The organism is Mesorhizobium sp. M7A.F.Ce.TU.012.03.2.1 (genome assembly GCF_004006095.1).
GTDB lineage: Bacteria > Pseudomonadota > Alphaproteobacteria > Rhizobiales > Rhizobiaceae > Mesorhizobium.
On the sequence record NZ_CP034779.1, the window covers coordinates 197,447 to 210,074 of the forward strand.

The 12,628-nt window shown below is 60.7% G+C and carries 10 protein-coding genes and 1 pseudogene; 5 read left to right on the forward strand and 6 right to left on the reverse strand.

What is annotated here, in order from left to right; all coding sequences use genetic code 11:
• Positions 1-18: 18 nt before the first annotated feature.
• Entirely contained in the window at positions 19-996 is a 978-nt protein-coding gene (locus EJ079_RS01015; protein WP_127807826.1) for a flavin reductase family protein, read from the reverse strand.
• A gap of 176 nt (positions 997-1,172) precedes the next feature.
• On the reverse strand, positions 1,173-2,966 hold the full coding sequence (locus tag EJ079_RS01020; protein ID WP_127807827.1) for a helix-turn-helix domain-containing protein: 1,794 nt from the start codon (positions 2,964-2,966) through the stop codon (positions 1,173-1,175).
• A gap of 163 nt (positions 2,967-3,129) precedes the next feature.
• On the opposite strand from EJ079_RS01020, the gene EJ079_RS01025 reads away from it, so the two are divergent.
• Entirely contained in the window at positions 3,130-3,711 is a 582-nt protein-coding gene (locus EJ079_RS01025) for an amino acid synthesis family protein (RefSeq protein ID WP_127807828.1), read from the forward strand.
• Between the two features lie 799 nt (positions 3,712-4,510).
• The gene (locus tag EJ079_RS01030) at positions 4,511-4,828 is read left to right on the forward strand and encodes a metalloregulator ArsR/SmtB family transcription factor (protein ID WP_164873700.1); all 318 of its coding nucleotides are present in this window, start codon (positions 4,511-4,513) and stop codon (positions 4,826-4,828) included.
• Positions 4,829-5,016: 188 nt separating this feature from the next.
• On the opposite strand, the gene EJ079_RS01035 is transcribed toward EJ079_RS01030, so the two are convergent.
• Positions 5,017-5,316, reverse strand: coding sequence for a DUF1236 domain-containing protein (locus EJ079_RS01035; protein WP_127807829.1), 300 nt, complete (start codon positions 5,314-5,316; stop codon positions 5,017-5,019).
• A 510-nt stretch (positions 5,317-5,826) separates the two neighbouring features.
• Between EJ079_RS01035 and EJ079_RS01045 the strand changes: the two genes are divergently transcribed.
• From EJ079_RS01045 to EJ079_RS01055, 3 genes are all read left to right on the forward strand, one after another.
• Positions 5,827-6,204 (forward strand): low affinity iron permease family protein, encoded by a 378-nt coding sequence (locus tag EJ079_RS01045; protein ID WP_127320400.1) that lies wholly within the window; start codon positions 5,827-5,829, stop codon positions 6,202-6,204.
• Between the two features lie 803 nt (positions 6,205-7,007).
• The gene (locus EJ079_RS01050) at positions 7,008-7,751 is read left to right on the forward strand and encodes a DUF4142 domain-containing protein (protein WP_127807831.1); all 744 of its coding nucleotides are present in this window, start codon (positions 7,008-7,010) and stop codon (positions 7,749-7,751) included.
• Positions 7,752-7,773: 22 nt separating this feature from the next.
• A complete protein-coding gene (locus EJ079_RS01055) occupies positions 7,774-8,370 on the forward strand; it encodes a hypothetical protein (protein WP_127811249.1) in 597 nt (198 codons plus the stop codon).
• A 297-nt stretch (positions 8,371-8,667) separates the two neighbouring features.
• On the opposite strand, the gene EJ079_RS01060 is transcribed toward EJ079_RS01055, so the two are convergent.
• The 3 genes and pseudogenes from EJ079_RS01060 to EJ079_RS01070 form a co-directional block, all read right to left on the reverse strand.
• Positions 8,668-10,440 carry an SLC13 family permease gene (locus tag EJ079_RS01060; protein WP_127807832.1) on the reverse strand — a complete coding sequence of 591 codons (1,773 nt, stop codon included), beginning with the start codon at positions 10,438-10,440 and terminating at the stop codon, positions 8,668-8,670.
• Between the two features lie 313 nt (positions 10,441-10,753).
• Positions 10,754-11,830, reverse strand: coding sequence for an ABC transporter ATP-binding protein (locus EJ079_RS01065; RefSeq protein ID WP_127807833.1), 1,077 nt, complete (start codon positions 11,828-11,830; stop codon positions 10,754-10,756).
• Positions 11,827-12,628 (reverse strand): annotated as a pseudogene (locus EJ079_RS01070) (ABC transporter permease). Before EJ079_RS01070 ends, EJ079_RS01065 begins: the two are co-directional and overlap by 4 nt.

Genomic DNA, 12,628 nt, shown 5'->3' on the forward strand with positions numbered 1-12,628 from the left:
TCTGTCCTGGGTGAAGCATCATTCGGATGCGGCTTGCGTCCACGATTGCGACTGGCCGTCGATCATGGCGACGCGGCCGCCGTCGCCGGTGTCGATGTAAATGCCGAAGCGCTTGTCCTGGCGCTCCCGCGCATAGCGGCGCAGCATGGCGCGCAATTCATGGGTGGCGACCCGCTCATAGGGCAGCACGTCGACGGAAAAGAAGGCGTGGCCATCCGGAAGTGCTGCTTCAGCGCTCTCACGGCTCAGTTCGGCGCGGTAGATGAGATAGCCCGGGTCGCTGTCGGCGACGTCGAAGACCGAATAGAGGAAGGTGTTTTCAGGGACGAGGGTCAGCGCCTCGCCGCCATCGAGGACGAGCTGACTGTCGGCCTTGCGGCGCCGCGCCGTCGGCAGCACCCAACTTCCCTTGCCATCGGTGCGCAAGAGGATGCGGTCGCCGGCTTCGACAAGATAGCCGATGATCATGTCCTGCGAGGCCAGCCAGCCGGCAGGCAGCGGATCCTTTACGCTGGCGTAACGGCCGCGGCAAAACCCGAGCGGCGCCGATGGGCTGGTTCCGAAAGCCTGGACCTGGCCGATCAGGATGATGTGGTCGCCGGCCTCGATGCGGTTGTGAACGGTGCAGTCGAACCATGTCAGGCTGTCGGTGAGGATCGGCGCGCCGGTGTGGGCGCGGTCATAGTTGACCGACTGGAATTTGTCCGCCGCTTTGGATGCGAACACCGAAGAAACGTCGACCTGGCCTTCATGGAGGAAATTGACCGCGAAGGACCGTGTTTCGTTGAATGCGGGAAAGCTCGCCGCCGCCTTGGCGACGCAGACCAGGAGCAACGGCGGGTCAAGCGAGACCGAGGTAAAGGAGTTCGCGGTCATGCCGCGCGGATTGCCGTCGCAGTCGCGCGTGGTGATGACGGTCACGCCGGTGACGAAGGTGCCGAAGGCACGACGCAAGGCGATCGGGTCGATCGTCCTGTGTACCACCGCGTCCGCCATTGCTTTCCTCCCATAGTGTCGGATGAAAGCTAGGCAAGAGACGGCCGGCCTTCTTCCTCCGGTCTGTAGGAAAGATGTCGGGGCGTGCTGCTGCCATCCCGAGCAAGTGCAGGCGCAGCGCGCCTGCACTTGCGGCGGCTGCCGCGTCGAAACAGTGGTGGCGAGGTCAACAGAGTCTAACGGGCTGTCGGCGTGCGGCTGTCGATGATGCCGCTGAGACGGATCGCGAGTTCAACCGCGAAGCGCTGTTCGGGCGTGTCGAGACGGATGCCGAACAGGTCCTCCATGCGCGACAGGCGATAGCGTAAGGTGGTGACATGCAGGCCGATGGCGTCGGCGCAGGCCTGGCTGCGGCAGCCCTCGCGCAGATAGGCAAATAACGTCTCCAGATAGGGCGTGCCGTGCTCGCGGTCATGCGCGATCAGGGCGCCGACACTTTCGTCGACGAAGCCGCGCACGTCCGGAGCGTCGGCAGCGGCGACCAATATCGGCAACGGACCGAAATCCTGGCCGGCAAAAACGCCGGTGCGTCCGAAGGAACGGCCGATCCGGATCATGCGGCGGCACCGCTCCCAGGCGATGGGATAATCGACCAGCGCGGCACAGGCCTCGGAAAGCACAACCACCGGCTCACCTTCGAAATAGCGGCCAAGCCCGGCCGCAATCTTGTGCGGCAATTTCGCGAAGCGCGCGCCATCCTGCCCGGTATCGGCCGGGACAAGACAGACAAGCCCATCCTCCACCGCGATTGCCGTGCCGGCAATGCCGGCCTGCTGCAGCAGACGCATGACCTCATGATGCGGATCGGCAAGGCCGATGGCACCGTCCTGTTCGGCGAGGTCGACGACGATCATCTTCTGTGCAACGGTCAAGTCGAGCCCCAGCCGGCGGGCGCGATTGACGATATCGGCCTCGTCGCGCCAGCGGCGCTCCGCCACCTCCAGGAAAAGCTCGGTCAGCGAGCGCGTCTCGAAACGGAAGCGCACGAAGCTGCGCATCATCTGCACACTGAGGGCGAATTTGGTGCTGTCGAGCAGCATCTGATCGAGTTGACCAGACTCGTGAGGCGTCGGGAAAATCATCAGTGCGCCAACCACTTCGGCGTCGATGCTAAGCGGCTCGATGCGCACCGAAAGCTTGAGCTGTCGCTTGCCGTCATCGACGAACAGCGTCTCGGTGTGACGCCCGTCGGACGCGCCGCGAGCTATCTTGAAGATTTGCCGGCTGAGCGTTCCGCTCACCGCCTGCTGCCAGGAGGCGGTGTCGAAATGCGCCTCGCTCGGGGAACGGCCGGCGACAACCAGATTGGCATGGAAATCGATCACCACCACAGGATTGGGTAGCAGCTCGCTGACTTTTTCGGCGAGCGAGGCCACCGATCCGTCCGACAAGGCTTGCTGGAGAAGCGAGGTGTGCGCCGAGAGGGCGCGCTGCAGACGCTCGCCGGCCTGCTTCTCCTGGCGCAGCCGATGCTGCTTCTCGACCGCGATCTCACCCAGATGCACGATCATGCCGATGAAGGCGATATCCTGCGCCGTCACTTCGGTGATCTCGCGGGAAACGACGGTCAGCACCATCGGCCGGCCGTCTTCGTCGACGCAGTTCATCGGCATGACCAGAACACTGCGGTAGTCGCGCTCGAAGGCTTCTCGGCGGTAGCCCGGGAACTCCTCCGATACGCGCGCGTCCCTGATGTAGACCGGCTCGTTGCGGTTGAGCGCGACGATCGAGGGACTGGTGGCCAGCTCCCAACGGTCCGGCAACGTGCGGTGAATGAGCGTCGGGTCGTGGCGCACGATGACATAGGCGTGGCCGTGGGGGGCGTCGATGCCCATGATCGAGCCTAGAGTCCATTGGGCATGACGACAGGCCGCCAGCACGAGATGGCGCAGCACGGACTGGAGATCGCCGCCCGAATTGATGAGGCTGGCGGCATCCCGCAAGGAGAGAATTTGCGACTCGTGGTCCACGCCTGATCTTCCGCCGCTCGCGAAGGGCGAATTTAAGCCGTCGCGGATATACGAACGCTACACCGCTTCCAAGCGGGACGCACGCCGTTTCTTCCTACGAACCGGAGGAATACCCGATGGTTGGCGTGCATTAGCTTGAGCTTCCACCTGGAGAGGCCAAATCATGGAATTGCGAAAAGTCAGCACCTTCATCGAGGAAGTGCACATCGAAGGCGGCAAAGCGGGTGCAAGGCCGGTAACGTCGATCGTGGTGGCAGCCGTCCTGCGCAACCCATGGGCCGGGCGCGGCTTCGTCGAGGATTTGCAGCCGGAGATTGTCGCCATAGCGCCCCGGCTGGGGCAGGAACTCACGAGCCGCCTGATTGGATTGATGCAGGCGGAACGCGTCGAAAGCTACGGCAAGACGGCCGCCGTCGGAACCGCCGGCGAGATCGAGCATGCCTCCGCCATGATCCATACGCTGCGCTTCGGCAATGTCTTCCGCGACGCCGTCGGCGGCACGACCTATCTCGAATTCTGTAACACCCGCAACGCGCCGGGCGCGCTGCTATCGCTGCCGATGATGCACAAGAGCGAGAACGGTCGCCGCTCGCATTTCATCACCGCCAACTTCCAGATCGCCGACGGCCCGGCTGCCGACGAGATTGTCGTTGCCATCGGTGCTGCGGACGGCGGCCGGGTTCACCCACGGATTGCGGACCGCTTTCAGGACATGAAAGAGATGGAGCAGGAAGCAGCGATGTGAGGCTTGCGCTGGGTTCCACAACATCACCGTGGGTTCCACAACATCACCAATGTTCAGAGCCGGCGAATGCTGATGACGATCTCGCGGCCTATTTCGAAGAGCTTGCTAGGCTGCAGTGCAGGCTCTCCGGACCCGAAGGTGCTTGGCGAACTGCACAGGGGTCCTTGCCGTTCATCTCCGGCCCATCGATGCTGTCGGCATGCGGCGTTGCGATCCGGCACCTTTGATGCCGGAAGCACTGTGGCGGTACCTAGTTTGTCAGTACCCTCCAATTGCCTGCCTCTTCAAGAGCCCGCTACGCCGGTGGCGGTGTTTTGCTTTGTTGGTGCCGCAAGCGTCAGGAAGGCAGTCGCCGAATTGACGGGAACAATTTAGCGAAAAGTAAATTCAACGGTCTTCTGGTAGGAGGCCAAAGTGTCCCAGCGAAGCATCGACAAAGACCGATTGGATCGCGCAGACCGCGAGGCAAAAGTTGCTAACGCGGCCGAGAGAGAGGCGCGTTTTTTAAAAACTGCGCGACTTCGAGAACAACGCCTTGCTGCCGAAGCCAAAGGTTCCCAGGCTTCGAAGAAGGGTCGATCCAGGAGCTAAGGCGCTTAGCCGCCGACGCCGGCCGTCAGACAGCGACGCCCTTCTGATGGAACATTACGCTACGCTAATAGTTCTAACGCGCCGGAGCGCCCGACGATCCCGGCACGTCATCCTTGGCCCGCCGCTGCGGTAAATGGGAGGCGAGTTCAGAGTTCTTTACATTTCGGCCTGCGCAAGGCCCGCTCGACGCGTGAGTGAGGGAGACATCATGGATCCCGAAAACCACAGCATTTATGCGCCGTCCGCGGAGCTGCTCGCTGCCATGGCTAATGAAAAGCGCCTTCTCGCTCTAGTCATTCTTGCCAACGGAGAAATATCCGTTTCTGATCTGGCGTCGCGATTAGGGCTTAGCAACTCCGCACTCTCCCAACACCTTAGCATAATGCGAGAATTTGGGCTGGTCACGCGGAAGCAGGAGCGTCAAAAAGCGTATTACTCGTGCACTGATCGTGCCCTGAAGGTCCTTGAACTCCTGGACTGGCTTGCTGAGCGGAAAACTCTGCCTGGCCGCGACCATCATCCATAAAGCCCGAGACCTTTGGAGGGGTTTCCTCTCGGCCTTCGCTCTAACGTGCTTTCCGCATTCGTGCCGGAGAGGCGTGCCAAGAACGCTTGCGATGTCGCGACTTTAAGGCTCATCATCTTCGTCCGGACGTGGAGATTTATAGCTTCAGCCCCGCCGCCAGCGATGGCGGCGGGGTTGGATTGGTTCGTTCAGTCGTAAACCTTGATGATTTTTCGGGTGCCCGGGTCCACCAGCACCGTGCGGTTGTCGACCACCACATAGCGGTATTCGACGTTGGGGACCTCATGTATCTCAACCGTGTCTGGCAGAGCTGTCCCGACATTCAGTTCCACGCCGGGGAGCTTGACCGACGCCAGGGGCTGCTGCTTCACATATTCGCGGATGACGGTGTCTTGTTCCGGCTGGATAATGATGTCGTCCGCGGCGGCTGAGCCGATCCCAGCCAAGAGCAACATCGCTGCTGCGGTGTTCTTTAGAAGCATGTTCATATCTGCACTCCCGTGGGGACGGGCGCAACACGATCATCGTCCCGCGCCGCCCGGCAACTTGAACATGGAGCCGCCCTAAACGTTCCGCCTGAGGCACTTAGGTCTAGGCCCTTTGGGGCCTAAGTCTGGTCCTAGAACACGCATTGGTCCTGTCAGAGACAGCGACTGGAACGCCTGCCCCCCGCGGCTGTTGTCTCTCGAATTTGGGATAAACCCAGATGGATAAAAGTGCTGGCCAAGCACGCTGTTATTGGCAGCTGTCCCCTTTCTCGTGATGGCACTCGTGCTTGGCTGACATGTGGTGGATCGGCGCAGCAACGTCCCTTCCGACGCCGATAGCAGGGTTCGCGAGCCGCCCAGCTGCTCGCGAACCCTATATCTTTAACTTGGAGTAGGTGACCTGATGTTGCGCGACAAAGAGAGTCGGATCTTAGAGGCAGACTTACTGGCAGCAGTGCCTATCTGTGTGGCCATTACCGCACTGGTCGCCTTGATGACTTTGGCCCGGATATGAATCGGTTCCTTTTCGCGGCCTCCGACTTCCTATCTCGGCCGCCGGGCTTCTATGTCATTCTCATAGCAATGGTTTTGTGCACCGCCCTGGTGCCCTTTGGTCTGACAAGTGCGGTTACCTACGCCCTGTCGGTTGCCGCCATTGTGATCACTGGTGTTGTCCTTCTACAAGGCTATCGCGACACCGCCGCCATTCACGCCAAACTCGATGAGATCATCGTTTCACTGAATGAAACCAGAAATGACGTTGTCGGATTGGAGCACGCCGAGCCGGAGGAGATCCGGGACAAGCTTGTAGAACTCGAAGCAGAGGCGTCCCGAACGATCGGCGCTGCCAGGCGCGAACTTTCGAAAGCAACAGGAGAGAGATCATGAACAATATCATTTGGCTAGTCGGTCCGGTGGTCGTCGTCTTGGCGATTTTGAGTTTCTTTGGCCTTCGGTAGGGCGGCCATTTCCGCCGACAACCTGAAGGATTAGCGGGACCAAACTTGGCATCGCAAAATTGCTTATCATGAATGACAATCATCCGCCCCCCGACAAGTTGGTGTCCGATCCACCGCCAGATTGGCAGGGCGTGCTTTTTGCCACCGCTGCTTTCGTCTCATCCATATGCGCCCTGCTGCTGGCATTTTGGATGTCTGTTTGATCGCTGTCGGACAGGCCCATTGTCCTATAGAGAGCCAAAAAGGTTTGGCATCAAAGTTGCATTGACAAGTTGGGGCGGATGAAGCCCGCCGCTTCGCAAATGGGGCGGCGGGCTTTCATAATCAGAAACGAGCAGCGGCGGGTGCCTTGGCCGTTCGCGCGATCACTTGGCGGAGGTCACGCATGTCGACCTGCCTACCCGCCGGCATGCCGGTTAGGCGGAGTCTGGGGCGCGACCGACGTCTTTCCGCCTTTGTGGTGCTTTTCTGACCGGGCGCGTCTGCTTCAGGCTCTTGCCGGATCGCACACCGAACTTTTCACCGTTGGATTTTTCGCCATCAGGCTCCCTCTGCGCGCAATGGCAACTCTTCGATCGGTCTGAGGTCCCGGACAATGGGATCGGTGACGCTCCGCCAGCTTCACGACGACGGGAACGGCGCCCCGAAATGTCCGACATTTGTCAACGTCCGGAACAAAGGTAGCGCCAGGAGATTGGGGTTCATCGTCCTCCTCAACCAAGGAACCTCAGCATGAGAACCAAACTACGCATGGCATCGCTCTCGATCGCGACCGTAATGACCGCTGTACTGCCTGCCTTGTCAGCAGAGAGGGCACAGGACTTCGTCACGAAGGCCGCGATCGGCGGGATGTTCGAAGTGCAGTCCAGCAAGGTCGCTCAAGACAAGCTCCAAGATCCGACCCTTAAGGATTTCGCCCAGAGGATGATCTCCGACCATGGCACTGCGAACGCCAAGCTCGAGAGTATTGCCGGCGAACAGAAATTGCAGGTGCCCGCCGACCTCGACGCTGCCCACAAGAGCGACGTCGACAAGTTGCAGTCAGCTGCGGCGCCAGTCGATGCACCCTATGCCGACATGCAGAGGACGGCGCATGCCGACGCTGTGAGCATGTTTGAAAGTTACGCCAAGGATGGCGACAATTCCGCTCTCAAGTCGTTTGCAAGCGAGACGTTGCCGACACTTAAGATGCATCAGGAGATGATCGGCAAGGTCGCGGCTGCCGCTCCTGCCCCCGACAGTTCCGCGCCAGCCGCCTCCGATGCAGACACCACAAATTCTGCGGCGCCGGTGCCTGGTGCCAACAGCTTCACCGAGGACCAGGCCAAGAGCGCCATCGAGAAGGCGGGTTACTCGGACGTCTCCGCCCTGACGAAGGACGACAAGGGGATCTGGCGTGGAACCGCCAGCAAGGACGGCAAAGCAGCGCCCATCGCCCTCGACTTTCAAGGCAACGTCGTTGCCGGCAAGAATTGATCACCAAGCAAGGAAAAATCAGATGAAAACCGTATCAGGACTCTTCGACAATTACGATCAAGCAAGCGACGCTGTGGGTGAGCTTGAAGCCACCGGCGTTCCGCACGACGATATTAGCATCGTGGCGAGCAATTCGAGCGGCCGGCTTACGGGCGAAGCGTCGGAGGCTGGCGAGGATGCGGCGGCGGGGGCTGGTGTCGGCGCCGTTATCGGAGGGGCCGGCGGCCTGCTCACCGGCCTCGGCCTGATGGCCATACCTGGTGTCGGCCCCGTGGTTGCCGCGGGCTGGCTGGCAGCGACTGCGGTCGGCGCTGTCGGCGGTGCCGTGGTCGGTGGCGCAGCTGGTGGCATCATCGGCGCGATGACAGAGTCCGGTGTGCCGGAAAACGACGCACATGTTTATGCCGAAGGCGTTCGGCGTGGGGGAACAATGGTCACAGCCAGGGTCGAAGACGACCTAGTCCCCGACGCGGAAGAGATACTGAAGCAATATAATTCCGTCGACATCGCCCGCCGTCGAAACGAATACGAAGCAGGCGGTTGGACCGGCTTCGATCCAACGGCTGATGTCTACACAGGTGATGACCTGGAGGGGGCCAGAGGGCGTCGCAACGTGTGAGATGAAATGACTGGGCGGCTAACAGGCCGCCCTCGTCCGCCCTGCGCGATGTGCAACGCTCGTATCTCAGGTTAGCGGCAAGATCGAATGTCGTTGTGACGGCTTGCAGTTCACCATGGCCCTGCCGCTGCGCAAAACACTCCTTGTGCCGACTTTTGCTTGCTTTCCCTTCGCCCCGATAAACGGCTGGAACAAAGTGTCTATCGCCGCGGGCGGGACGAGAGGGCCACCGTTGGCGACACCAACCGGAATGTAGTGTCATGTGGGATTTCCAAGGAGGGCATCCGAATATCGATGTCAGTCCACTGGCCAAACGATCATAAGCATCGGCACGGCAACAATGACTACGAGAAAAGATAGGGGCAGTCCCAGACGGGGATAGTCGCTGAAGCGGTAGCCACCCGGCCCCATGACAAGCGTGTTGCACTGATGTCCGATCGGGGTGAGAAAGTCACAGCCGGCGCCAATGGCGACAGCCATCAAAAATGCTTCCGGCCGGTAGCCCAGATCACTAGCAAATTCGGCGGCGATAGGCGCCATGACAAGGACGGTGGCGGCATTGTTGAGGAATGGCGTAACGGCCATGGCGGCGACAAGGATGAGCATCAGTGCGCCGGACGCCGGAAGAATGGTCCCTAGTTTGGCAAGCTCGCCGGCAACTACTCCCGTCGCCCCTGTACTGCGTAGCGAATCGCTTACTGGAATGATAACGGCCAGCATCACGAGTATAGGCCCATCGAGCGATTGGTAGACGTCGCGGAGCGGAATGACCTTGAAAAGCACAACCGCGACAGCGGCCGCGAAGAAAGCGACGGAGACTGGCAGCATCCCAAACGCCGTCGCCACCATGGCGAGAGCAAGGATTACTACCGGCACGATACCCTTGCGGACGCTACCAAGAAGGATTGCCCTTTCTGCCAGTGGTAAGCAGCCGAGTTCACGAAGTATCTCAGGCATCCTGGCTGCAATGCCCCGCAAAACGACAACGTCCCCGAGCCTCAGCTCGACTTCGGCCAGCCTGCGGTCGAGGCGCTCCCCGCGACGGCTGACAGCCAGGAGGTTGACATTGAAGCGATCGTAAAGGGCAAGGCGCTGGGCGGTCCAGCCGATCAAAGAGGAGCTTTCACCGATTACGGCTTCGATAGCGACCATTTCGTTGGTGGTGTCGTCACCACCAACCCTATCCCCGGTCACGCTGAGCCTGCCCTGGGAGACAAGGCGATCCAGCGCTTCTGGGTCGCCCTCGAGCAACAGGATGTCATTCACCTTGAGGATCGCGTCGGGCAGTGGCGTCATCCGCATCGTGCGATTGCGCAGAATCGACGTCACGATTGCATCGCCGCCGGCGAGCTTCATGAGGTCTGCGACGGTTTTCCCAAGCACCGTGGAGTCGGCGACAATTCGAGCCTCCGTAAGGTAGTTCTTGATGTCGAGGGCTTCGTTCAGTGATCCGCCAAGCTTTTCGCGCACCGGCAACAACCAATAGAAAAACAGAAGGAAGATCGTTCCGGCAGCGGCTATGGCAACTCCAACGGGTGTGAAGTCGAACATTGTGAAGGCGGTTCCGGTCAGTTCCTCTCGTACTCGGGACACAACGATGTTGGGAGATGTTCCCACCTGCGTCATGAGACCGCCGAGCAGTGACCCGAACGCCATAGGCATCAGAAATATCGAGGGTGAAATGTTAGACCGGCGCGCGAACTGGAAGGCGATCGGAATCATGATAGCGAGCGCCCCGATATTCTTTACAAAGGCAGAGAGGATCGTGACCACGATCACCAGCAGCGCCAGTTGCGACCGAACTCCCGATAATTTCGGAGCAAAGCGCTTGATGGCGGCCTCCATGATACCCGAGCGCGATATCCCTGCGCTCACCAGCAGAGCGCTGCCAACAATAACCACGATATCGTCGCTGAACCCGCTGAAGGCTTCGTCAAGAGGCACAATGCCAACCGCGAGAGCAAGCAACAGTGCCGCGGCCGCGACCAGATCATAACGATAGCGACCCCACACGAACGCTGCCATCATCACGAAGGTTACGGCAAATGACAAAATTTGCTGCGTCGTCATGTCTTCGAATGCCCCAGCCGCCAATGCGACTCATCAGAACGGCCAAACCGCCCCTTTTGTTGCTTCGCTGATTGCGGCTTTGCCAGCACGATCCTGAACGCCATCGGGCGATGGCCACTGTCCCACGGCTTCCAGCGCAGTCGCCTGCGATCGTCAGCTTTCAGGCGATGGCAAAAGCGACCTTACGACCATGAGGTGCAAAGCAGTCCGGCGGCGTTGGGCAGGAGCGGATCGGCAGCGTTCAGACACGGATTTTAAGAAGCGGTTCTTCGGGCCTTCACAGACATCGACGTGACCTGACCAATCCGGCCCTTCAGGCCGGAAACAAGAAGGCCGATCCGGGATCAAAAAAGATACGCTTGCCTGATGTTGTGGCGCTGTCTGCTCCCTCCGCGTCAGAGGCTGGCCTGACATCAATTTCGTCGCCGGCGGCCGTGCGCGCCATGACGCGCCGGCGGTCGCCAAAGAACGCCGTGTCGATGATCTCGACGGCGAGCGCCGCGCTCGTGGCTCCAGGCGCGAGGCGGAAGGCTTCCGGGCGCACCATCAGCCGGACCCTCTGACCCTGGCCGAACGATGTTGTCGTTTTGATACCGGTCACGATTGAGCCGTCGGCCAGGCGGATCGTGGATGCGCCACGCGCGGTTTGCAAATGCTCAGCCGGCAGAAAATTCGAGTTGCCGATGAAGCCCGCAACAAATTCGCTCGCCGGCCGGAGGTAAAGATCCTCGCCGGTGCCGATCTGTTCGATGCGGCCTTCCCTGAACAGCGCGATCCGATCGGATAGGTGCAGCGCCTCCTCCTGGTCGTGGGTGACATAGAGGATGGTGACGCCTGTCTCCCGGTGGATGCGGCGGATCTCGGCCTGGATTTCCTGGCGCAGCTTCTTATCAAGCGCCGATAGCGGCTCGTCCATCAAAAGGATCGGCGGGTCGTAGGCGAGCGCGCGGGCAAGCGCCACGCGCTGCTGCTGGCCGCCAGACAGCGCGCCCGGATGGCGGTCGGCGAAGTTTTCGAGACGCACCAGCGCCAGCATGTCGGCAACCTTGCGCTTGATCTCAGCATCCGGCCGGCGGCGCACGCGCAGCGGAAAGGCGACATTCTCGGCGACGCTCAGATGCGGAAAAAGCGTGTAGCGCTGGAAAACCATGCCGATGTTGCGCTTGTGCGACGGCACCGAAAGCAGCGACATGTCCTCCAGAAGCACATCGCCTGAGCTCGGATCCTGGAAACCGGCAATGGCGTAGAGCGTCGTCGACTTGCCGGAGCCGGACGGGCCGAGGAACGTCAGGAATTCACCTTTGGGCACATCGATGGTGACGTCGTGGACGGCGACGAAGGCGCCGAACGTCTTTCTTAGCGCGCGTATGGACAGGAAGCATCGGGTCATCTGGACAATTTTCTGCGAAGGAGTGCGGTCACGATCATCAGGCAAAACGTCAGGCCAACGAGCAGGCTGGAGGCGGCGGCGACCACCGGGCTGAGGTCTGCGCGCAGGCTGCCCCAGATCTTAACCGGCAAGGTCTGCAAGGTCGGACTTGCCCATGAAAATCGCTACCACGACCTCATCCCACGAGGCCAGGAACGAGAAGATCGCCGCCGAGAAGATGCCGATCCTGATCGACGGCAAGGTGATCCTCAGCCGCGCCTGAAACGGACTTGCGCCGCAGACGATGGCTGCATCCTCGATGGATTTATCGAAACCTTCGAGCGCAGCGGTGATCGGGATGATGGCGAAGGGAAGCGCCAGGATGGTGTGGGCGATGACGAAGCCGACCGTGGTGCCGGCAAGGCCGATGCGCAGGAAGAAAGCGTAGATGGCGATGGCGAAAACGACGACCGGCAGCACCATCGGCGTCAACAGCAATCCGCGCAGGACCTGGCGTCCCCGGAACTCACACCTGACCAGGCTGAAGGAGGCGAACAGGCCGATGATGACGGCCAGCATAGCGGCCATGGCGGCAATTCGGGCACTGGTCAGCGCGGCATCGATCCAGGTCGGGTCACCCAGCAATTGCTGATACCATCTCAGCGTCCAGCCGGGTGGCGGAAAGGCCAGCCAGCGCGACGAACCGAACGACAGGAGCACGATGAAGACCACCGGCAGCAGCAGGAATGCCGCGACGGCCGCCGTGAAGCCGACAAGCGCCACCCGCAGCCATCCGAGCCGTTCATAGTCGAGCAGCAT

Coding starts and splice junctions, on each gene's coding strand:
- EJ079_RS01015 (WP_127807826.1), bottom strand. CDS start 996: ATGGCGGACGCGGTGGTACACAGGACGATCGACCCGATCGCCTTGCGT.
- EJ079_RS01025 (WP_127807828.1), top strand. CDS start 3,130: ATGGAATTGCGAAAAGTCAGCACCTTCATCGAGGAAGTGCACATCGAA.
- EJ079_RS01030 (WP_164873700.1), top strand. CDS start 4,511: ATGGATCCCGAAAACCACAGCATTTATGCGCCGTCCGCGGAGCTGCTC.
- EJ079_RS01035 (WP_127807829.1), bottom strand. CDS start 5,316: ATGAACATGCTTCTAAAGAACACCGCAGCAGCGATGTTGCTCTTGGCT.
- EJ079_RS01045 (WP_127320400.1), top strand. CDS start 5,827: ATGAATCGGTTCCTTTTCGCGGCCTCCGACTTCCTATCTCGGCCGCCG.
- EJ079_RS01050 (WP_127807831.1), top strand. CDS start 7,008: ATGAGAACCAAACTACGCATGGCATCGCTCTCGATCGCGACCGTAATG.
- EJ079_RS01055 (WP_127811249.1), top strand. CDS start 7,774: ATGAAAACCGTATCAGGACTCTTCGACAATTACGATCAAGCAAGCGAC.
- EJ079_RS01060 (WP_127807832.1), bottom strand. CDS start 10,440: ATGACGACGCAGCAAATTTTGTCATTTGCCGTAACCTTCGTGATGATG.
- EJ079_RS01065 (WP_127807833.1), bottom strand. CDS start 11,830: ATGACCCGATGCTTCCTGTCCATACGCGCGCTAAGAAAGACGTTCGGC.